General features: G+C 59.6%; 20 protein-coding genes and 1 CRISPR repeat array. Of the genes, 3 read left to right on the top strand and 17 right to left on the bottom strand.

The genetic code is table 11. The features are described 5' to 3' along the window. Nucleotides 1–380: 380 nt before the first annotated feature. Complete coding sequence (locus tag G5V57_RS23260; protein ID WP_165169913.1) at nucleotides 381–3,302, top strand: phospholipase C; 2,922 nt, start codon at nucleotides 381–383, stop codon at nucleotides 3,300–3,302. 529 nt (nucleotides 3,303–3,831) lie between these two features. Here G5V57_RS23260 and G5V57_RS23255 read toward each other — a convergent pair. From G5V57_RS23255 to G5V57_RS23235, 5 genes are all read right to left on the bottom strand, one after another. Continuing rightward, the gene (locus tag G5V57_RS23255; protein ID WP_165169912.1) at nucleotides 3,832–4,716 is read right to left on the bottom strand and encodes a hypothetical protein; all 885 of its coding nucleotides are present in this window, start codon (nucleotides 4,714–4,716) and stop codon (nucleotides 3,832–3,834) included. Next, nucleotides 4,713–5,510, bottom strand: coding sequence for a helix-turn-helix domain-containing protein (locus G5V57_RS23250; protein ID WP_165169911.1), 798 nt, complete (start codon nucleotides 5,508–5,510; stop codon nucleotides 4,713–4,715). Before G5V57_RS23250 ends, G5V57_RS23255 begins: the two co-directional genes overlap by 4 nt. After that, on the bottom strand, nucleotides 5,510–5,695 hold the full coding sequence (locus G5V57_RS23245; protein WP_165169910.1) for a hypothetical protein: 186 nt from the start codon (nucleotides 5,693–5,695) through the stop codon (nucleotides 5,510–5,512). Before G5V57_RS23245 ends, G5V57_RS23250 begins: the two co-directional genes overlap by 1 nt. Nucleotides 5,696–5,772: 77 nt before the next feature. Beyond that, complete coding sequence (locus G5V57_RS23240; protein ID WP_165169909.1) at nucleotides 5,773–6,012, bottom strand: hypothetical protein; 240 nt, start codon at nucleotides 6,010–6,012, stop codon at nucleotides 5,773–5,775. A gap of 363 nt (nucleotides 6,013–6,375) precedes the next feature. After that, nucleotides 6,376–7,554: a site-specific integrase gene (locus G5V57_RS23235; RefSeq protein ID WP_165169908.1), complete on the bottom strand. Its 1,179-nt coding sequence runs from the start codon at nucleotides 7,552–7,554 to the stop codon at nucleotides 6,376–6,378. Nucleotides 7,555–8,382: 828 nt separating this feature from the next. Between G5V57_RS23235 and G5V57_RS23230 the strand changes: the two genes are divergently transcribed. Further along, the gene (locus G5V57_RS23230; RefSeq protein WP_165169907.1) at nucleotides 8,383–8,640 is read left to right on the top strand and encodes a DUF1344 domain-containing protein; all 258 of its coding nucleotides are present in this window, start codon (nucleotides 8,383–8,385) and stop codon (nucleotides 8,638–8,640) included. A gap of 176 nt (nucleotides 8,641–8,816) precedes the next feature. On the opposite strand, the gene G5V57_RS23225 is transcribed toward G5V57_RS23230, so the two are convergent. The 12 genes from G5V57_RS23225 to G5V57_RS23170 all read right to left on the bottom strand — a co-directional run bounded on the left by G5V57_RS23225 (nucleotide 8,817) and on the right by G5V57_RS23170 (nucleotide 19,429). Continuing rightward, nucleotides 8,817–9,098 carry a hypothetical protein gene (locus G5V57_RS23225; RefSeq protein WP_165169906.1) on the bottom strand — a complete coding sequence of 94 codons (282 nt, stop codon included), beginning with the start codon at nucleotides 9,096–9,098 and terminating at the stop codon, nucleotides 8,817–8,819. Between the two features lie 328 nt (nucleotides 9,099–9,426). Next, nucleotides 9,427–11,397 (bottom strand): DEAD/DEAH box helicase, encoded by a 1,971-nt coding sequence (locus tag G5V57_RS23220; RefSeq protein ID WP_165169905.1) that lies wholly within the window; start codon nucleotides 11,395–11,397, stop codon nucleotides 9,427–9,429. 58 nt (nucleotides 11,398–11,455) lie between these two features. Beyond that, nucleotides 11,456–12,339: a CRISPR direct-repeat array (repeat unit 28 nt; unit sequence CTTTCAGTCCCCCTTCAAATCGAGGGGG). 71 nt (nucleotides 12,340–12,410) lie between these two features. Next, entirely contained in the window at nucleotides 12,411–13,520 is a 1,110-nt protein-coding gene (locus G5V57_RS23215; protein WP_165169904.1) for an RAMP superfamily CRISPR-associated protein, read from the bottom strand. Between the two features lie 16 nt (nucleotides 13,521–13,536). Continuing rightward, nucleotides 13,537–14,076: a type I-E CRISPR-associated protein Cas6/Cse3/CasE gene (gene cas6e, locus G5V57_RS23210; protein WP_165169903.1), complete on the bottom strand. Its 540-nt coding sequence runs from the start codon at nucleotides 14,074–14,076 to the stop codon at nucleotides 13,537–13,539. 52 nt (nucleotides 14,077–14,128) lie between these two features. Beyond that, the gene (locus G5V57_RS23205; protein ID WP_165169902.1) at nucleotides 14,129–14,704 is read right to left on the bottom strand and encodes a hypothetical protein; all 576 of its coding nucleotides are present in this window, start codon (nucleotides 14,702–14,704) and stop codon (nucleotides 14,129–14,131) included. An 8-nt stretch (nucleotides 14,705–14,712) separates the two neighbouring features. After that, nucleotides 14,713–15,414, bottom strand: a complete 702-nt coding sequence (locus G5V57_RS23200; protein WP_165169901.1) for a hypothetical protein — start codon at nucleotides 15,412–15,414, stop codon at nucleotides 14,713–14,715. 220 nt (nucleotides 15,415–15,634) lie between these two features. Next, complete coding sequence (locus tag G5V57_RS23195; protein WP_165169900.1) at nucleotides 15,635–15,931, bottom strand: hypothetical protein; 297 nt, start codon at nucleotides 15,929–15,931, stop codon at nucleotides 15,635–15,637. Between the two features lie 93 nt (nucleotides 15,932–16,024). Beyond that, a complete protein-coding gene (locus G5V57_RS23190; RefSeq protein ID WP_165169899.1) occupies nucleotides 16,025–16,702 on the bottom strand; it encodes an AIM24 family protein in 678 nt (225 codons plus the stop codon). Nucleotides 16,703–16,798: 96 nt separating this feature from the next. Further along, complete coding sequence (locus G5V57_RS23185; protein WP_165169898.1) at nucleotides 16,799–17,779, bottom strand: TAXI family TRAP transporter solute-binding subunit; 981 nt, start codon at nucleotides 17,777–17,779, stop codon at nucleotides 16,799–16,801. Next, the gene (locus G5V57_RS23180) at nucleotides 17,776–18,600 is read right to left on the bottom strand and encodes a DUF4239 domain-containing protein (protein WP_165169897.1); all 825 of its coding nucleotides are present in this window, start codon (nucleotides 18,598–18,600) and stop codon (nucleotides 17,776–17,778) included. The genes G5V57_RS23185 and G5V57_RS23180 overlap by 4 nt, the downstream gene beginning before the upstream one ends. Before the next feature lie 57 nt (nucleotides 18,601–18,657). Beyond that, entirely contained in the window at nucleotides 18,658–19,179 is a 522-nt protein-coding gene (locus G5V57_RS23175) for a hypothetical protein (RefSeq protein WP_165169896.1), read from the bottom strand. A 13-nt stretch (nucleotides 19,180–19,192) separates the two neighbouring features. Then, nucleotides 19,193–19,429, bottom strand: a complete 237-nt coding sequence (locus G5V57_RS23170; RefSeq protein ID WP_165169895.1) for a hypothetical protein — start codon at nucleotides 19,427–19,429, stop codon at nucleotides 19,193–19,195. A 461-nt stretch (nucleotides 19,430–19,890) separates the two neighbouring features. Here G5V57_RS23170 and G5V57_RS23165 point away from each other — a divergent pair, with 461 nt between their 5' ends. Next, a complete protein-coding gene (locus G5V57_RS23165) occupies nucleotides 19,891–20,067 on the top strand; it encodes a hypothetical protein (RefSeq protein WP_165169894.1) in 177 nt (58 codons plus the stop codon). Nucleotides 20,068–20,125 lie beyond the last annotated feature (58 nt).

The following is a 20,125-nucleotide window of genomic DNA, read 5'->3' as shown; positions in this document are numbered from 1 at the left end:
GGCGACGCATCGCCGGAATTAAAACGCAAGCAAGGGGTCCCGCAAAACACCCGTGGCGATTTCCCGAGCCCTGTGCTCGTACTCGAACCCGTGGCTACGATATCGGTAACGCGACAACGATTGCTGGACTTATGCTCAGGCGGTGTGCATTCGCGGGATTGTAGCTTTAACCCCGGCCTCATAAAATGGAGCCGGCTTTTGCCAGCCCAAGGGCTTGAGGTGTTGGAAACGGTTAATCGCTCCGCCTATCGCCCCTTTTCGGAAGGAGAGGCTTCGAGTAGGATGACCCTCATTCACCGGCGCGAGCATCGGAACCAACCGGAAGCGAAGAGTTCCCTGCCAGGCGCATGAAGCGGACGAGCCGACGAGGAGCGGGTGCAATGGCATTTGCTTATCGGACTCACGAGGCGCTCATCGAACTCAGTCCAGGCGAGACCGGCCTGTGGCGGCTGCCGCCGATGACGCCGGGAACCATCATCGTCCAGTCATTCTACGCCATGCCATCCGGCTGGCAGTCCAGCACGCCGGCTACGCCATTGGAACACGGCTCGGGGACGCCGCAGCCTGGCCTCGGCGGCCACGCCGGCGGCCCGGGACTGCATACGCCACTCGGGCGGCTGGAGGCCGATCCGGGAGGCGCAGGCTCCGCGACACCCGCTGCCGGCGGCACGATCCGCCGCGCCCAGCCTCGTTTCCCGACCGGCGGACTCGGGGGCGACCTCGACCTCATCGACGACATCGGCGGCAGCTTCGGCCCCACCATGGAGCTGACGCTGGAGCTTCTGCGAGGCGGTCAAGTGGTCCCGGACCTCAATCCGCAGAGCCACACCATCCTGCATCAGACCCCCAACGCCGGAGACATCTGGGCGCTGCGCATCACCCGTAACCAGGACGGGTCGCTGGAACGTCGGCGCTACAGAATCCACGCCCAGTATCCCAGCGTCCTTCCTATCCTGACCCGCACCATCCCGATGGGATTCTTCAGCCGCGGCTTCGCCAAGAATTGGGACAGCAATCCCTACATCGCCTGGGCCTATCTCGAAGGGGGCCTGCTTGCCTACAAATGGGACGAGCAGTTCGCCCTGCTCTATGACAAGCCGCTCGACGACCAGTATGTCCCGCTGGGAACCGACCGCTTGAAGCTGCCGCATATAACGCTCGACACGATTAGCGTTGAGGCAGGGGGCGAACAGGGACCTATCGCCGGCCAGGGCCAGATGCCGTACTTCAAGCTGCGGTTCGATTTCAGCTACCGCGACTCGCATACGGCCGAGTTAGATATCCCCGGCCCGAACCCGTCGGCCCAGTTGCCGGATCCGCTGTGGGTCGCGGCCAAGTTCTATCTCTCGCCCTACAGCCAGGGAACCATCGGCTACTACGTGGCCGTGGAGTCGCCCCTGCTCGACGCCCTCGACCGGGACGTAACCTATCCCTCCGCGAGCCAAGGGCTTGAGACGATCAACGTCAAGCAGGTCGTGAAGAAGGCGATCGAGGACTACCTGTACCGGCTGCAGTTCTCCGCAAAGGGCAACCTTATGGACCGCTACCTCAGGCCCTGGCTGGTGGGCCGCTACGAGGTGGAGAACATCCGCTACGATCCCAACGCCGACGCCATGGTGCTCACTTACGTGGGCCGCCAGACACCTTCGCACGAACTGGTGTTCAGTTCGGATACGGGCGGGACGATCGTGCAGCCGGACATGGTTTCCGACGGCGGCGGCAGCGGTGGGGTCGCCACCGCCGGCGCGCCCCGGTTGTTCGACCTGCCGTTCGAGGAGCCGCTGCCCCCTGAGGGATTCGGCGTCGACCCGACCCCGCTGCACGGCGTGAGCCCGGGCGCCCTGTCCAAGATCGAACACATCGTCGTGCTAATGCAGGAAAACCGCTCGTTCGACCAGGTGCTCGGCTATCTGTCACGCGACGGCATGCTGCCGCGATCGAAGCTGCTTTCCGCTGACGAGAGCGCGGAGCATGAGCGCGAGCCGCTGCAGGACAATGTCGACGGCTTGCTGCCTGGTGACAATGCGCGCGACACGATTCGATTTCCCGACCTGCCGGGCGGCCACCTGTTCCGCGCGAGCCGCACGCGCACGACCGCCTGGCCCTCGTTCGGTCTCGACAACCCGTGCCATGGCCACGCCTGCGTCGAGCGCCAAATCGCCGACGGCATGAAGGGATTCGTCGCCGACTTCGCGCGCAAGCCGGGGAACGGCCAGGCCGAGCTGCAACTCATCATGAACTACCTGACCGACGCGGAGCTTCCGGCCTACGGCGCCCTGACGCGCGAGTTCGCCATCTGCGACCGCTGGTTCTGCTCGCACATCGGCGGCACTTTACCCAACCGCTTCATCTCGCTGGGTGGCGACCTCAGCGAAGACATCTATGGCAGCCCTGAAGCCGAGAACCCAGACTTGGCGAAGAGCTTCGCGCCGCTCGAGGCCAGGACCTTTTTCGACCACCTGACGGCGCGGAACGTGTCCTGGAAGCTGTTCGAGCACGGCTACAGCATGCTCAGGCTGATCCGAAACTTCACGTTCGACGAGACCAATATCGCGAGCTTCGCGAGCCCCACGGATGGCTTCGCCGCCGTCGCGCGGGCCGGCCGGCTGCCGGCGGTGTCATTCATCGAGCCGGACTATATCGAGGCGCCCGACGGCAACGACGACCATGCGCCGGCGGACATGTTCAACGGCCAGCGGCTGATTGCCACGATCGTCAGCGCCCTGCTCGACAGCCCCGCTGATGCGAATGGCCGTACGCAGTGGGACAAGACCCTGCTCATCATCACCTACGACGAGCACGGCGGCTTCTACGACCACGTCCCTCTGCCGTACCAGACGACTCACACCGCCCCGGACGGGACCACCACCACGCGCGACATCCCGCCCCTGGCCAATGGCGAGCGGCGCCTCGGGGTGCGTGTGCCGGCTTTCGTGATCTCGCCCTTCATCCCGTCGATGCCGGACGGCAAGGTGAACGTGGCCAAGGCGATCTACGACCACACCACAATCCCGGCGACCATCCTGCGCCGCTTCTGCGCACCGTTCCCGCCCAACCTCGGCGCCCGAATGGCCGGGATGCCGGACCTGCGCGACGTGTTGACTCTGGATTCGCCGCGCCCGCGGTCGGACTTCAACACCCTCGCCGCCGAGATGGCCGCGATCGCGAACCGCGCCCCGGCGCCGGTGAACGGCCAGGTTCCACCCGCGCCGCTGCGCGCGCCCGCGCCCGACCGGATGGAGGACGACTTCCACGGCCTGATCGCCTACGCCAGTTCGGTGACCGGGATGGGTCGGCCCTAGGCCTGCATCAGTGCCCCCACCGGAGGGAGCGAACAAATCAGTTCACCATGGGATCGCGCAGCGCCGTGTCGCAGAAATATCCGCCCTCACGTTGGTCATGAATTGCTTCAGCCGCTTGCCGGCAGCGAAGTTGCCGATCGAATGGGGGACCGGACCAAGACATCGGAGGCCCCACATTCGATGGCCGCCAAACTCAAAGGGCATGTAGCAGCCTTCAAGAAGCACCAGCCAAAGGACATGGCGTTAGGACAGCAACTCAGTTCTCGCAGCTCCTAGCTCCTCGTCACGGGTGGCAACGCCAGCCTCCGTGGGGGAGTCATGCATTGCCGGTTCACTCGCCGCCAAATCCCGCACCGACAGCGCGGCTCTGCCGCCATCAGGCAGCGCGCTTCCGGTATACGCCCAGGCACCATCACGGCAGAAAAAAATTCCCTGGATGCTTGGGGCGCGCGGGTCGCCTTGGGAGGCCTTCTAGACTTTTGACGCCCCCCTCCCCGCCATCGTTGCGTGCAGTACGGATAAACGGACATCAGGCTCTCACCTGTTCGAAGTTGACATCCCCAGGGAGCAGCCGCTTCAGGCATGAGATATCCATACACTGCTCGTAGTCTAAGCGGTCGAAGGCGACCAACATCAGGTCGTCGCCCCAGGGTCTGACTACTGTCCCGGGCCCCAAATACTCAACTTCGACACGGTCGCCAGGTGTGATCGGCAGCGCACGCTGCCGTTCCCTGTCGCGCTCCAACCGCTCACGCTCCAGCCGCTCGCTTTCCATTCTCTCGCGCTTCTCTACGACCCAGGCCTCGGCCTCTTCGATCAGTGTAGGCAGCTCGCTCAATTCGTATCCAAGTTCATCATGGGCCTCTAACCGGTGGGACCAGACCTTTTCTTCGCGATCAAGGGTTTCGAGCAACTCAGAAAGGGTCGGCACGAATTTCGAAGTCCGCCGCAGATGCAACAAGGCGGCGTTTAGCGCAAACCAATTCGGTGCGCGAGCCCCGACCTCTTCCGATAGGATCTTCAGAAACAGAGGGGGATCGGGCACGTTGCTGGTGGGAAAAGCCGTCAGGAAGTTGATGAGCATGGCCATACCGAACGACGCCGACATCTCGCCATCTTCCGTGTAGTATTCCCCCGGCTCGAGCTTTGCGGCCTGGCCTTCGAGCCGCTTGACACGCTCCAAAGTGCCGTCGCAGGAATAGCGCTCGAGCGCCGCCTTTGCTTCCTTGATGACGCGCTCCATTTCGTCGGTCGTTGAATTCATTTCGCGCAGCGGCTCAGTGACTTGGTGAAGTTTCCGCCTGACCTTGGCGAGCTTTTCGGTTTCCTTCGCGAACCGATCAAAGTCGGCGAGATCCTGCGCGCCTTTGAGGACCGTCAGGTTCGCCGAATCCGACTTAACAATCTTATTCAACGGTCCTCTCCTATGATGCTACGCCCCGCGTTCAGCCAGCTACGGTCACCACCGCGTGCCGACCGGCCGCCGCTGCGCTTCGGCGCAGGCCGGTATTCCTTGAGCCAGCCCTCTTGCTTCAGCCACTTGACCGGATAAATCGGATGTTCGCCAGATGCCCTATAACATTTGGCGCCGGCGATTATGTGGGCCGGATCCACGCCATCCTTCACCTTTTGCTTGAAGCAATTCTCGGCGAACTGGCGGTTGCCGCCATGGCCTGACGGATAGGCCTCCATGAAGGCTTCGAACTCTTGCGCGAGCGCGGCGTCAGCCGCGCGCTCGCGCGGGTGCGCGATCTCTCCCGAGGGTTCCTCAAAGGGAACCCTCATAGGGTTAGTAGGACATTTTTGTCCTGTAAGAACGGGCATTTTTGCCCAGCCAGTTGGACAAATTTGTCCGGTCAGCTTTTCGTCTGACCGGGCATTTTTGTCCGGTGAGGGCGGCATCTCGCTAGTGATTGTCCGGTCAGGGAAGATGATCCGGTAGCGGTTGGATACGCCCGGTCCTCCCTGCTTGGAGATCAGATAGCCGGCCGCGACTAGTTCGCTGGCGACGCGGCGAATGGTGCGGTCGTTGATATCCAAGATCTTGGCAAGGGTGTCCTGCGCCGGAAAGGCATAGCCGTACTTGCGGTTGAGAAACCGGGTAGCCAGGAGCACGCCAAGGCGAACCGCGCTAGCGCTAAGCTTCGCGTCAGCGGCGATGCACTCAATCCACTTCAGCTTGTTCTTGGTGAAATCGTCGCCGGTCATTAGGGAATCGCACCGATGTCGTTTGCCGGTGCCACGGGCGACTCCACAACGACCGTTTCGGTTTCTGAGTAGGTGGACAGCCCGGAATGTGGGGATATCGCAGCGGCAATTGGCTTCCAGCGCGCGAAGGTGGCTCGGTCCTCACGGACCATCAAACCCGTCAGTTCCTCGATGTCGCTGCTCATGCGCGGGAAAAACGCCTGGCGTCCCACACCTCGATCAGGCCTCTGATACCCTTCGTTTTTGCAGTGGTCACGGCGAATCACTGGGCTCCCATCGACCGCCGCTCAGCGGCTTCAATCTGAACAATGGGAAACAACAAACGCTTGCCGACGCGGATCGGCCGTAAGCCGAGCGAACGATATTTCGCGCTGATGGTAAAGACGGTGCAGCGCCAGCGCGCGGCGAGTTCGTTCGTGGTTAAGTGCGGGAAGGGCGTGACGTGATTCGGATGATTTTCAGAGTCGAACGGCGAGACTTGCTCTGCGGGAATGGGCGGCATGGCTGGCTCCATAATTTGATTGGCCAGCCCTTAAACAACCAAACAATGCATGTTCGCAACCCATGCGATTAGTAAAAATTTATGCGGGTGTGTCCTTTTCGCGAGGCAGCCCCGGTGATTCCATGCGTGTTCCCCATCAGGCTCCTAACAAGTGCGGCCGCCAAACCGGCCATAGGGATGCGCCTGAGTTTAAGCGCCGAATCCGTCGCCGGGCCTTGGCAACCCCAATTCTGCAGCGCGCCGCCTACAATGTTTTGGACTCACGCCGCCGGCCCGTGCCAGCACTAATCGCCAGAGAGTTGCGCAAAACGCGATGTGACGGCAGTCCCCTAATCAGCACGGGTTCTGGTTTGCGGCGGTCCATCAACCTCCTATTGCCTTGGCGATACGCTCCAAAGCCTCGCGCGCTACATCATGCTCAAGGTGGGCATAACGCTGTGTGGTGGTGGCTTGTTTGTGGCCGAGCAGCTGGCCAGTGACGTACAAGCTCGTGCCTGTTCTAATGGCTGCGCTCGCAAAACTATGCCGCAGATCATGAATTCTGTGAAGGTTGACACCGGCGCGCTCGACTGCGTCATTGAGGTGCTTTTCGATGTTGACCGTATGGCCCGATTTCGAATCGGCGGGGAACACGAACGAGGAACTCCTCCTCGGCAACCCCTTAAGAATCGCCACGGCTTCCGGCAGCAGGAGGATATCTCTGCGATTTTCGCTCGTCTTATCCTTTTCAAGCGCGAGTACTCCGTGTTTCAGGTCGACGTCGGACCAGCGTAGCGACAGGATTTGGCCCTTACGCGCGCCAGTCAGCAGGAGCAGGCGCAAGGCCGCGAAACCCATTCGCCGTTCGGGCTTCTCCCGCATGAGCTCGACCATAGCCGCGTCGAGCCGCACCAGTTCGTCGGTCGTGTAGAAGTTCTGCATTTCCTTGGATTTCTGAGCCGAGATGGCGATTGCCTGAGTGGTCGCCAGATTGCGCGATGCGGCAAACGACAGGAGACTTTTCAGGAGCACCAGCGAATGGTTGCGCTGACCGTCCGCTTCGATGGTATCGAGCCAGCGCCGGACCCTTGCCGTATCGATTCGGCTTACCGCCTCGCCCCCGAGCATCGGCTTGATGCGGTAATTATAGCGATCGGTGTCGCGCTTGATCGTCGAGGCGCGCTTGCGGCCTGTACCCTTCAGCTTCGGAAAACCGGCGTCCGCGTAGGCTTGCCACACCTCGGCAAGCGTCAGGCCTTCCGGGGCGTTCGCCTGCCCGATAGCTACGCGTGGGTCCTCCCCTCGCCTTGCCGCTGTAATGGCGGCAATGGCAAGATCGCGCGCGCCGGGGCGGTGGGGCGGCCCCTCGAAGGGCAGCACGCCGACCGCGCCAAGGGCAATCATGACGCGGATGCCGTTCGTGCAGCGTGGGTAAACCACCCAAGTCCGGCTGCCCGGCGTGTAGCGTGCGCCGAAGGTTCTAACCTCCGAACACCAGTCAAATTTCGTGCCCTTTTTGGGCAGTTTGGCGCGCAGGGCCCGGGTTTCCGTCAGTCTTGGCATTCCATCTTCCATGTAACCGTTGTGTAACCGACAGGGATCAAATAAACGCAAAAGGCGCAACTATCAAGCAAAAAAATCCAGCAATATCAGATATACCGAATGATTCCATATATTAGACTTGCGGACTCTGACTCCGCCAGTCTAGGTTCGAATCCTAGTTCCCCAGCCACTTGTTTTTCTTACACTTTCCTTATTGGTCATCTGGAGCATTCCAGGTCAGTTGGACGCTCGGTTGGGAGAAATCGTTCTCTTTTCGAGCTTTCGGATCGCTGATTCACGTGTGGGATCACGGTGCAAGTAGTGCGCATCAAGAATCGACCGCACGTCACCAAGGCTATGGCCGGTAATGGTGGCGATCTCCGCTTCTGTTGGCTTTGCGCCATGAAGAACGGAACCGGTCTCCTGTCCAAGGCCGCTTGTCGCTGTTCAGCAGGATGGGGCCGGCTTTGCCGCGGTCATCATCGAGAGCCGCTTTCAGCGGTGCGAACGCAATAGCCATGCCTCACAGTCTGCAGTTCTTCTTCCGACAGTTTTGACTTTAGGGCATGCCCACGTGGCTTAAGAGCGAACTGATTGGAGCAGCTGGTGACCTTTTGCTTACTCGACGACCCATCAGGCAACCGGATCAAGTCGTAGCACAGCAGTTGCAGATCCGATTGCAGCAGACGCCGCAATTGCGATCAGTTCGAATAACTATTTGTAAGAAACCTGCGATGTTGGCGCCACATTGGGCTCGATAGACCCTCTCCCCGTATCGGCTAAAACCACGCTTGACGCGCAGCGAAAAGTGCTGGGGGCGGCCGAAAGCCAAGACAACAGGAGAATGCCATGAAAAGCTCGATCTTAGCTGCTGGGGCAGCGTTCCTTATCGTGTCGGCCGGCAGCGCTTTCGCCAAGGATGACGTCGGAACTATCAAGGCCATAAACAAGAGTGGCGATTCGATTACGCTCTCAGATGGCAAGGTGTTCACCTTGCCGGAAGGCATCGAAGCCGAGACACTTAAAGTAGGAGAGCGCGTTCACGTCGTGTATTCCACGAACGCCGCGGGGAAGGTGACAGTTTCCAAGGTAATCCCGGTGAAATGAGTAGCGCAGCGAAGTGGCTGTCTTTTCAGTAAAGTGACACCAAAATTCTCGCCATCTCAGCAGTCACCGGCGCGCCGGATCTATGAATTACCCCCACGCCAGATACATGATCCTCAAGGGCTTCGGGGGCTGTACGTTTCTACGATGAAGGGTTAAGAAATTTACGTGGCGGTATATTAATCCGTCCTATATCGGCTTCCGCCTGCGCCGAGTTGAGCTATCGAATGGCTTGCCGATCCCGGAGCGGCGCTTGCGTAGATGCGATCCATCTTGAGGTCCCGAGAATTCTGCGCCGCGGCGCCCGGGTCGAACCATGCAGCGCGCTTGCGATGGGGAGCGGCAGCCGGCTTGCCTTCACGTGTCGCAGATCCGCTTGCCGCGCCATGGCTTCGGGCTTTGCCGCCATCCGCCGTGCCAATGACATTTTCCACCAGCATCAGGAGGACTTCGACGATCATGTCCAGGCTCCGCCCGATCCCTGCCGCCCATGACCCGGCTAGGTGGTGGAGCATCCCTGTTGCACCGGCCGTCATGCTCATCCAAGCGTTTCCTTTATGGGTGAAGTTCGAGACCGATAGGCGATTGCGCCGTTACAACTGGTGAAATGTATTTCAGGACAGAAGAGCCGTCGGGCGAGCATCCCGTCCGGATCGGGACACTGCGCGGATCCTGATATATTCAAACTCACGACGGCCCACGATTGCAAGAGAAATCGGAACTGTCGATCAGGATCGCCCAGCCGATCGCGAATTGCTGTTCCGGCCGATTGGGCCCCTTTTTTAGAAGTTATGTCGCGATTACCTTCCCTTCGTACTGACCGTATTCGGCAGCCACAGACGGATCGACGCTTACTACATTATCCGTGATGGTCAGTAGTCCATCGTCGATCAGCTTGTGGATGTCGGATCGAACAAGCAGCCCATCTTCAACGCGGTTGTGACCGGCCTTCCATGACTTGCCCGGGCGGTGAGCGGCTTCCAGTACGGCCTCGACATTGCTGCCGGTCACGACGCATCGACCGCCATGATGCGCGAGGAGTGCGTCCCGGAACCTTTCCTGCTCTGTCCGGACTGCGGCAAGTCGCATTCGCACTTGATTCAATGAGACCAGAAAGGCGTTGCGGAACCTCTCGGGGATTGCAGCGAGAATGCCATTGCGAAGATCGTGGACACGGGGGTCCGCGAGCCAAACGGTCACCTGATCATCTTCCTTTCGGATGCCTCGCCCCAGCCCCTGCTTCAGCTTGCGTTGCATCGCCGCCTTGATTGCAGGAAAGTCGGTTCGGCCGGTCAGTTCGGTCTTTAGGTCGTCAATTACTCCATATGGCAGCCGAAGGACGACCACGTCCGTGATCAGTCCTGGGAGATCTATTCCGGCCCAACCCGCAGGTGTCGCCAGTCCCTGGATGTCTCCGCTCCGAAACCGTTCGACAAACCTCGCGAGAGGTTGTCCACGCTCATGTCCGATTATTCCGAGGCGTTCGGCGAAGTACGCCGTGTCAGCGTAGCTCTGGGCCAGCACCAGCGGGCGACTGTCCTTGCGCATCAGCCCTTCGCGCGTCAGCCAAAGACTTGCTTCTTCGCGCCACGCGTCGTTGACTGTCCTATCCTGGACGGGCGCGGGTGTCGTCTCCGGGATGACCCTGAAGTCCATGGTGCCGAAGTTGCGCGGGGAGAAGCTGGCAGCTTCGGTGGACGCAAGCGGTACTCCATATCGCCGCAACGAGAGGCCTACCTGGTCACCAACCGCCAAGGTTGCCGAGGCAAAGATGGACCGCTGCGCGCCAGCATCAGTCAGGTTCCGCCAGATCCAGTGGGCGCGGTCTGCCCAAAGTGCGCGTATGATTGTATCGTTACCCTCGCGGATCACATCTGTTCCGCGGCGCGGTCCGTCCCGTTTGTGGGCCGTGAGTATCCGTTGCGCATTGCTCATTGCGAACCGGACGTCCTCATCCTCATGTTTGATCTTGAGCGTCGCGGCGAGGTCCTCGCGAAGTTTGAAGTCGCGCGGCTCCGCTGTAACCCTATCAAGGGCGGCGGTGCTTACACCGGCATATTTCAAGAGTGCCTGGAGTTCAGCCAGAGACAGCCGATTGTCTTCGGCAGAGTCGGCCACATCGCTCAGTGCATCGGCCTCGTCGAAGATGACGACTGGTGGAAGCTGGCCGAAACGGGCCTGAGCAAGCGTGAGAGCGTGTGTCTGAATGACGATCTCTGTCTCACGCACTGCCTCCGTTGCTCTCTGCCAGGCCGCACGATCAGAGGCACGCGCCGAGGGAAGGAGGCAAATCTCATGGGGCTTCAACCCGGCCGGGAGATCCCCGCACTCGGCAACGAAGTCCTCGATCAGGCCTGAACGACTCTCGGCGAAGTTCATCAGATCGGAGAAGACGGCTTCATCTTCTGCGGTCGCGTCATCTCTGGACAGCAGACGGGCAAAAGCCGAGTTCGCCCGTGACACAGAGATGAAGTTGCGCATTCCCAATCGCGTTCCAAAACTGACGCCTTCCGTACTAAACCGGGCCGCCTCGCGTTCGACCTGGTGGAGCAGCTGGATGGTATGAGTACTGACGATTGCCCGGCGACCGCGCTTTGCTTCCGCGATTGCTGCCGACAGCAGGACGGCAGTCTTCCCCGTGCCCGTATCGGCCTGAACTGCGATGGCAGGTGAAGCCGCGCCGTCAATGAACTCGGCTAGCCGCTTCTGTTGGTCGCGCGGTGTGAGAATACGCGAAAGGATGCGAGACGTCGAAGTCATCGCACGTGTCTAACCGAATTTACTGGCTCAAGGAACTCCGCTTCCTCGCCATCCTCTACTTTCAGTCCCCCTTCAAATCGAGGAGGTTTGCTCCAATGCTCTATTCTCCTTGAGATTGCGGGGACTTTCAGTCCCCCTACATATCGAGGGGGCCATACCCAACGATGAACTCATCGGCTGGTACGATTACTTTCAGTCCTCCTTCAAATCGAGGGGGTCTGCAACCGGGGCCCAGCTATTCGCCAACCTCATTCCCTTTCAATCCCCCTACAAATCTAGGGGGCCTGCAACTGTGATCAAGGCGAACAATACGTTCCCCGACTTTCAGCCCCCCTGCAAATCGAGGGGGTCTGCAACTCATCTCACGTCTCCTTGATCGTGTTTGAGCTTTCAGTCCCCCTTCAAATCGAGGGGGTCTACAACCGCCCGCGCCTGCCTCTCTGCCGTTCTCCCCTTTCAGTCCCCCTTCAAATCGAGGGGGCTGCAACCCACGGTTCGACGGTTGTGCCGTTCGCCGGCTTTCAGTCCCCCTTCAAATCGAGGGGGCTGCAACCCACGGTTCGACGGTTGTGCCGTTCGCCGGCTTTCAGTCCCCCTTCAAATCGAGGGAAGGCTGCAACGATATTCGGCCGCGACGTGCGGTTGACGCACTTTCAGTCCCCCTTCAAATCGAGGGGGGCTGTAACGGATTGACTTGGTGTTGCGGACGTTCGTCACCTTTCAGTCCCCCTTCAAATCGAGTGGGGCTGCAACGCTCGCTCATTCTCTCTCTCCATTGAGGGCTTTCAGTCCCCCTTCAGATCGAGGGGGGCTGTACCATGGGCGCTGATGGATCTGAGCCGCGTCACCTTTCAGTCCCCTTTCAATTCGATGGGGTCTGTATGCCCCGCCCCTGCGGATGTGGCGGGAGTGGTCTTTCAGTCCCCCCTTCAAATCGAGGGGGGCTGAACCCCTGATATCGCATTTGTTACGGGCTTTCCGATACAAACACTCATCGTCCGCAGCAAAATTGCCTATGAAGCTTTCAGGTTCCAATTCGCGAATCCTTCCTTTCTCATCGCGTCCTCCGCACCGACGATCTTCTGCAATACGTCATCGCCCGTCTCGATTTGTACACCTGCCTCGTATGAAAACTTCATGCGTCCGGCGGCGACCGGTGCATCCAGCCGATTCGCACCCTGTGACGGCTTGATCAGGATATCGTAGTGGCCCTTCAATTTCCCGAAGCCGCTGCGCTGAATGGCGCCGACTCGTGAGCCATTCGCAACCCACGCACGCCAGGCCAACAGGAATACTGCCGCCTCGTCCACCGATACATCCCTGAGTGCCCATCCGTGCTCCAGTTCTCCACCCGAAGCTATTGCTTCATACCGCGTCGTGATCTGCTGAAGGTTCACTGCACCTCCCGCTTTCTCCGCGAGGACCTCCGCATCATCTTTCAGTTGCGCGATCTCGGCCTTGAGGGCCTTGACTTGCTCCGGCGTCATCTCACGCTTTCCGTCTGCGACCTGCTGAAGCCGATGCTCCAGCTGTTCGGCCCGTTTCTCGGCTTTGACCATCTGCCGTCGCGCAATGATTTCATCCTTGAAGGCGCCGAGGTCCGTCTTGTCAAAAATCCCCAACAGACCATAGTCGCGCTCAAGGGGGTCGGTGCGCACCTGCGCCGGTATCAGAACGATCGCGGCTTCACCGTCCACTGCTCTCGCCGAGCGCATCTCGATCAGCGAACCCATCTTGAACGTGAAGTTTCCCCACAGTCCCATGATGGGGTTCTCTGCACGGACCCGTGCCGGTATCGAGATTTCAACAAAGCTCTCGACACCTTCTTCCCTCCTGTCTGTAACGCCGCCTTGCGCCGTCCAGATGTAGTCGTTCACTTTGAACAGCTTCTTCTGTGCCACCTCGTTCAGTGCCTCAAAGGTGTGGCCGGTCACGGCGTGGCGCAGTGCCCCGCGGAAGGTCGAAGCAGGGATAATGGGAAACTTCTGTGGCGAGCCGTCGCGGTAAACGGTCTCCCTCGGCAGCTGGAGTAGCCGCCTGGCTTCGCTGTAGTGATCCGGAGGAGACACGGCGACCGGTGTCTCCGCGGTAATGTATCCTTGGCCCGTGATGCTATAGTTCATTGTTGTGTCCCCTCGTTCAGCCGACGTCGATGAGGCCAAGGCCGAACGCCTTGCCATGACCAATACCCATGCGCATGGCGTTCGCAAACTTCTCAGGATCCGTGATCTTCAGTGTTCCCTCGAACCGGGTCCGGTCCGCCACGTGGCGAGCACCCGTCTTCCCGATGCGAATACGCTCCACAGTCGCGATCTCGGCACTGACGACTTCAAAGCCGTTCAGGGCCGCACGTCGCCGAAGCCACTCGTGCCTTCGCTCATCATCATCCACGTCGATGGCGACCCGGTTGTTCTTTTCGCCCCTTCTAATCGCGCACTGCGCCACGAGGCTGAAGCGCCTCACTTCTCCGACGTGGAAAGTCGAGGGGAGCGTCACGCCATACTTCTCGAGGACCGGAGGAAGTGCTGCCGATCTGATGGTAATGGCCGTCATCCGGTTGCCTATGGGTTCCGCAGACCACACATAGTGGTTCGCTCCACGGCCACCCATCAGCTTCTCTATCTGCTGGTGAAGGACGTAGGTGTTGGTCTCCAACGTGGGAAAGGTTGCCTGCCTCACTTCTTTATCCTCCGGATCATGAGTGCGATGGCATAAGTGATCTCGTCTTGAGTCATCCTGTCGATGGCCTTGAGCAGATCAGCAGGGTCATCGTTGAAGGGTGGCTAGGGAGAGTCTGCAGCCCCGCCGGGTTGCCGAACTTCGCCTCGACGAGCGCCCTGCGGGTTTGGTACACCCATTTGGCCCCGGGCTTGACCCGCCAGGTCAGTCTGGTGAGGTCGCGAACATTCGCGAGGTCGATGTTGCTTGTGGGCTTGCCCGCTTCGTTGATGCGCAGTGTATCGCCGTAGCTGGGCTGGAAGTTTCGGATTGAAAGTCCCGCCTTCGCGAGTCTGACGACTACGGTCGGCCTCTCAATCGGCTGGTCACCGATGGTCTCCTCGATACTGGTCCCTCGGACCACGCGATTGCTCAGGGAGCGCAGTGGTTCGGCGCCCAGGTTGTGATACCCGCCATCCGGGGTTGCAATGAACCACCCAACGGTAAGACGCCGTGCCGCCTTCTCGGGGTCGGTCACCTGCGGCCGCGACAGGGCCCGCAGCACGTTGGCGCGGTTGTCACTGCCTTGTTCATCTTCCGGCAGCCAGTGCCTGGCGACCTCGAAGGCAATCGCGAATTGGTCAATCATCCCGCCGCTCATGAGAACTCCAGTTCGGCGGCTGGAACCAGTTCGGCAAAGATAGTGGGGTCGACAGTCTTTCTTGTTGGTATGGCGCATTGCTCCGGCGCGGCCGACCACCGGGGAAAGCCAAGAACGTAGGCGCCGCGCTTTGTCACTGCCTGGCATTCGTCGACAGGTATGGCTCGGGCAGGTGAGCCGTCTCGCATCAGCTTGCCGAATCCGGGCCAGCCCTCTGCACGGCTTATATCAATGCGCTGAACTCGACCAAAGCCGTTCGCTCGCTTGATGCCGATGCTGCTCACATCCGAAAGCATTTTGGCGATGGCTGAAAGATCGCCCGTCGCGAACGCCCATATCGCGGGCGTGGCGATAGTCGTCATCGTAGTCCGTTTGTTGGCGGCTATGCCCCGCTTGTTGTCAACTCTAAAGGCGTCGGTCTGTCCTCTTGGCGGCAGTAGTGTTCGGGTGTTGAGCGCCGTGCCCGTCCGCTGCAGCCTTACGAACTCCGCGCGGTCGACTATGTATTCCGTCTCCGGAAACAGCCATGAGGCACAATGAACACTGCCGTTCCTTACGAACAGCTGGTTCAGTAATTGGACCCCATCTTCGCCCCTTGCGAAGCCCTGGAAGGTAGCCACGGCATCAAGGCTCGCCCCATCACTCAGTATGACTGGTGAGGCCATGACAAACCGGATCACGATAGGAGTCGCCGTCACTGGTTCCCCCGCCCCAGCTGAAAAGCCACCCGGGACCTATCTTGCTGACTATACCGTCAAATTGGATTACAGCAATGCGATATTCGTTTTGCCCTGCCAACAGGAAGCTGCGTCTCATTCGGACGGGGCCGGTTTCTTTTCGGAAGACTCAGGGCGCGGGGACTTGGGGCGCCACAGGCGGCGCTCCTATGCAATTCTGTGTGGGCCGGAGTCCGGCCCGTCAACGAAGAAACGTTAATGCCGTCCGAATCTCAGCCGTCATAAACTCCGGCTGCCCCCCAAGCCGCGAAGTGTCCGCCCTTGGGAAGCTAGTTTGTAGTGTATGAGATTGGGATAAGCCTTCTGCCCAGCTCTTCGGCGCTTCATACAGCTCGTCCGGAAATACGCTGCAGGCAATCGGGAGCTTGACGCCTTTCATGGCGAAGAAGTAGAGGCCGGCAACGGTGGTCTCGCAGTAGAGACGAGTGAAAGAAATCGCTGTCCCCGCAAACCAGAAGGGCGTGTTGTTGTCGAGCACGTCATCGCACGTCAGGACTCATTCAAGAGTGGCATTCAATCGCATCAAGCGGGACACTTCGCCACTTTCTTTGCCGTTGGATAAAAACCGCATTCAGGAAACGCTCATCGTGTCGCTTTCCGGTGCAAGGCCGGCCGCGAGACGCCGGTTCAAATACGGGGTGGATACCAGCAGCACCTTGCCGGGACCTGTGTACCGGCGAACGAATTTCTCACGCGAAAGCCAATATCTGAAATATGATCTGGCCGGGTTGGCGACCTTGTACCCAACACCGGCGGTGCGGGCGATGATGAGCTTGCCCTCGACGGAGATAGATTCATTTCCGAGGCTGATCTCTTCCACGGGACCTGGCGCATTCAGCACGACACGGCCGCTCCCGCTGACTTTTGTCTGAAAGTCGATGAACCCCTCTCCTGCCCAGAAGGATGTGATCATTGCTTCGCGATACAGGCCCAGCTCAATCGTATTGTCGGATGCCCAGTAGGCGCCGCTCTCGAGAATCCAGGCCTCATCCTTAAGCTCAATGACGTGGTATCCGCCAAATGAGGAGGTGAGAAACACTTCACCCGTTCCGATATAGCGTGGCCTGACCAACGGTTCATCGGCGAGGCTGCACTTGATGAATTGGCCGAGCGAGGGCAGCGGCGTATCGATTTCTATCTCGCCGCGCATGTAGCTCAGCGCACCGGCCTCGGCCCGCACGGCTTCGTCGTCCAGGGTGATCTTGATCCATCGCTGAAACTGGGCCTCCTGCGTCTCGAACTGCGCCATCTCCTCCTCTCTTTCTCCCAGATCACGATGAGTTTGTATTGAATCAATTTCCTGCGAAAATCGGTGTCCACTTCATCTCGTTTCCAGCGCTTATCCTCACTTGAGAAGGCCGAGTTCCCGGTAAGCTCTGGCGGCCCCGGGATGCAAAGGTGCCGTCAAGGATTGGCTGATCATCTCCTCCGGCTTCAGCCCCGCGAGCGAAGGCGATTGCGCCTTCAAATTATCGAGATTCATCATGATGGTTTTGACAAGCACATAGACAAGATCATCAGGTACGTCGGCTGACGACACCAGCGTGGCTTTGACACCAAATGTCCTTACGTCACTGCCAAGGCCATAATATGCAGCCGGAATTGTCGCGCTGACATAGTAGGGCCTCGAGCTGACAAGCTTGCTGATCCTCTCCTCGCTCGCACCAGCAAGAACCAGGCCACAGGTCGCGAGTTGAGATTCCACCATTTTCGATGGATGGCCGACGATGAGGAGATTTGCGTCCAGTGTTTTGGCGCACATGCGCTCGATCGCGGCCGCCGGCTTGAGCTTGGCTGCCTCCATCAAATCTCCGGCGGAGATACCGAAGGTGTCGGCAATCTCATCCCATGTGGCGCGCGTTCCGGTTCCCGACATTCCGATGTTCACTCGCTTGCCTTTGAGCCCATCGAGATCGTGGATGCCGGCGTCGGGGCGCGCCATGATCGTCAGCAGTTCGGGATAAAGCGACATGACCGATCGAAGCTTGCCCACAGGTCGGTTCTTCCAGTGTCCCTCACCTCTACTCGAGAAGAACTGGACATCCGATTGGATGAGCGCAAATTCGATTTCCCCGCTCGCAACCGCTTCCACATTGTACACAGACCCGGGAGTAGCTTCTACCGAACACCGCAGGGTCATTCCGGCTACGGCGTTTACGACGTCACAAATCGATCGCCCGGTCGGATAGTAGATGCCTGAAACAGGACCGGTGCCCATCGATACGAAGGCCGGCTCCGCGGATGCGACAATCCAGGTTCCGGCCAAGGTCAGAGATGCGATGACCACGGCCACAAGCTTGCGCACGTTGGGATAGCCGACTGTCATTGGGCATCGTCCCATTGCATGGCATGCTTGAACATGACCTTGTACGCGTTGGCCGACACGCTGACGCTTCCCTGCAGCGGGCGATCCATTGCCGCTATGAGAAAGATCATGACGCCGAGAAAGAAAGAGACAATGCCGCCGAGCACCAGATGCAACGAAAAGCGCATATCGAGCATCCAGATCAGGAGTATGTTTATCACGGCGCCGATAAAGACGACATACCAGAGCACGCCGGGAATTGCGGTATTCACGCCGGTGAGTCTCTGGAAACGCGCGTCGCGGATCTCGCCAAATGTCTTGATGCTCTGTTCCTGGAGGAGTTCTTGCGCGTGACTGGCGGGCATAAGAGATATTATCTTCTCCTCGATCACCTGTAGTCGCAGATCGCCTCCGTTATAGATTTTCCCCTGCCGGTGTGCCGGCCAGTCTTTGTCGATGACATATTTAGTATAGTCGCGAAGCAGGTACTGCAGTTCACTCTGCAGTGGTTCGGGGTAGGATCCCACCAGGCGATAGAGCGCCGCGATGTTTGACGCCTCGCGATCCACACTTGCTTCGACGCTCGATACGTTGCCGAAGGTCGCAAACGACAGGAGCCCGAGCAGCAGCCCATAGAAAAGGCTGAATCCCGCACTTGCAAAATTTACAAGATCGTTTGCTCCAGGTTGGCTGCGCAGCAGCCTGCGAATGAATGGCTTGAAGAAAATGATTCCAAACCAGGTGACACCGACAAGGATCGCCGAGCAAAAGAACGCCAGCTGCCTCGTCGACAGCGCGTCCATCGCCGCCGTCAGCCATTGCAGATCAAACCACCGGGGCATGGGACAGACTGCTTTCCTCCTATACGCTCCTCCCCAGCGAGCGCTTGAGCGCTTGGATCAGGCCGTCGCGGCGACGCCAAGTGCGTTGCGGACGTCCGCGATCAGCGCCTTTTCCGCCGCCGAAACACGCTCTCCGCCAAAGCCGAGGAAGCCGCCTTCGGTCGCAGCACTCGCAACTTTCTCGGCGATCGACAGAGCCCACTGCTTGTATTCCGCCGCTTCGCTTGGGGAGGCCTTGCTGGCGAGCACCGCAGCGGCAGCCCGAGCGTCTTCAATGACCAGGGCTCTCAGCTTCTCGCCATTGTCCACGCCCTTGGCCCTGAGCCGCGCCGTGGTCCAGTCACGTGTTCTTTTCATCTTCTCGACGGCTGCAGCCCGGTCACCTGCCGGATCCGGCAAAAGCTGCTTGATCAGAGGGTTGCCGGGATAGGATTTGAGCCCGTCCAACACTGCGTTGGCGTTGGCAAAGAGCTCCTTGCCGGTGCCGAACAAACCGCTTCCCGCCGAGGCGGCGATGGCCGAGCCGATGAGCTGCGGCACCGAAGCCAGAAGGTTGAGATCGTCTTCAGTATAGGCCATGTGCGCCTCGCTGTTACGCGGGCTTGACCACATCGGTCACGCCCGGGATGGCAAGCACTTCGCAGGCGGCTTCCTTGATCGGAGGTAGCTGCTCGGTAGAGAGTCTGGCGGTCCTGCCCGAGACTCCGATGGCAGCGGCCGCCTCTTGCAGCTTCGGCAGGGGAGCTTGCGCCGTGGTAATGTCCATGATGACGGCGACCATTACGGAGTAATTGTCTTCGAGATTGGCGTCGCATTCTAGATGGACCAAGTACCTACGCCCTGCAGCCACAGAGCGCCGAGCGCGCTCAATGTGACTTTTGAGCCGCAACTCCAGCACACCGCTGTAAGCGTCATTCACTTCTTAAAGAATTACTCAGAATAGAGTATCTCCTGCCGCAGCCAACGAGGGTGAACATGCTCAAATGCTGCTGAAGCGCTCGCTCTCTATGCTGAAGGCGCCGACCTTCCGGCTCCTCGCGGCAGCCCGAGATCGTCAAGGATATAAGCGAAGGTGTGACGATCGAGGCCGGCTTGCTTCGAGCGATCGACGAGGCCGCTGCCAGCCGCGACCCTCCCGAATGATACGATCGACTAGAGAGTCACTGCCAATGGCAAGCGGCAGTCGACTCTCATGACTTTTTGTCCAGAGGTTTGGATCGGAGCAAGAAACGGGTGGCAACAGCGCCGCGCGCAGGACACGGTAAAACCTTCCGACAAGGAGGACATTCGATGATGATGATGTTGCTTCGCTCCCTGCACACTCAGGCGGCCCTGCGCGGCGACGGGTTGCTTGCCGAGTTCCAGGGCTCTCAGAACCGAATTCACGAACTGCCGAAAGCCACAAACGATAACCAGCCGCCCGAAGTCCCGCAACAAGGACCTGAATTCAAGTCACAGTCGTTTTGACTGCACCAGGAGGATCAACCGGACGGCGCCGCGCCAGCGCGGATGGCGGCTCCGGCAG

This window comes from Nordella sp. HKS 07, assembly GCF_011046735.1.
Lineage (GTDB): Bacteria > Pseudomonadota > Alphaproteobacteria > Rhizobiales > Aestuariivirgaceae > Taklimakanibacter.
Note: the sequence above shows the minus strand (reverse complement) of the source record. Positions and strands in the feature narration are given on the sequence as shown.

Excerpts from the sequence above, each read along its gene's own strand:
- G5V57_RS23260 (WP_165169913.1), top strand. The coding sequence starts at position 381 with ATGGCATTTGCTTATCGGACTCACGAGGCGCTCATCGAACTCAGTCCA.
- G5V57_RS23250 (WP_165169911.1), bottom strand. The coding sequence starts at position 5,510 with ATGACCGGCGACGATTTCACCAAGAACAAGCTGAAGTGGATTGAGTGC.
- G5V57_RS23245 (WP_165169910.1), bottom strand. The coding sequence starts at position 5,695 with ATGAGCAGCGACATCGAGGAACTGACGGGTTTGATGGTCCGTGAGGAC.
- G5V57_RS23240 (WP_165169909.1), bottom strand. The coding sequence starts at position 6,012 with ATGCCGCCCATTCCCGCAGAGCAAGTCTCGCCGTTCGACTCTGAAAAT.
- G5V57_RS23235 (WP_165169908.1), bottom strand. The coding sequence starts at position 7,554 with ATGCCAAGACTGACGGAAACCCGGGCCCTGCGCGCCAAACTGCCCAAA.
- G5V57_RS23230 (WP_165169907.1), top strand. The coding sequence starts at position 8,383 with ATGAAAAGCTCGATCTTAGCTGCTGGGGCAGCGTTCCTTATCGTGTCG.
- G5V57_RS23225 (WP_165169906.1), bottom strand. The coding sequence starts at position 9,098 with ATGATCGTCGAAGTCCTCCTGATGCTGGTGGAAAATGTCATTGGCACG.
- G5V57_RS23220 (WP_165169905.1), bottom strand. The coding sequence starts at position 11,397 with ATGACTTCGACGTCTCGCATCCTTTCGCGTATTCTCACACCGCGCGAC.
- G5V57_RS23215 (WP_165169904.1), bottom strand. The coding sequence starts at position 13,520 with ATGAACTATAGCATCACGGGCCAAGGATACATTACCGCGGAGACACCG.
- G5V57_RS23205 (WP_165169902.1), bottom strand. The coding sequence starts at position 14,704 with ATGATTGACCAATTCGCGATTGCCTTCGAGGTCGCCAGGCACTGGCTG.
- G5V57_RS23190 (WP_165169899.1), bottom strand. The coding sequence starts at position 16,702 with ATGGCGCAGTTCGAGACGCAGGAGGCCCAGTTTCAGCGATGGATCAAG.
- G5V57_RS23185 (WP_165169898.1), bottom strand. The coding sequence starts at position 17,779 with ATGACAGTCGGCTATCCCAACGTGCGCAAGCTTGTGGCCGTGGTCATC.
- G5V57_RS23180 (WP_165169897.1), bottom strand. The coding sequence starts at position 18,600 with ATGCCCCGGTGGTTTGATCTGCAATGGCTGACGGCGGCGATGGACGCG.
- G5V57_RS23175 (WP_165169896.1), bottom strand. The coding sequence starts at position 19,179 with ATGGCCTATACTGAAGACGATCTCAACCTTCTGGCTTCGGTGCCGCAG.
- G5V57_RS23165 (WP_165169894.1), top strand. The coding sequence starts at position 19,891 with ATGATGATGATGTTGCTTCGCTCCCTGCACACTCAGGCGGCCCTGCGC.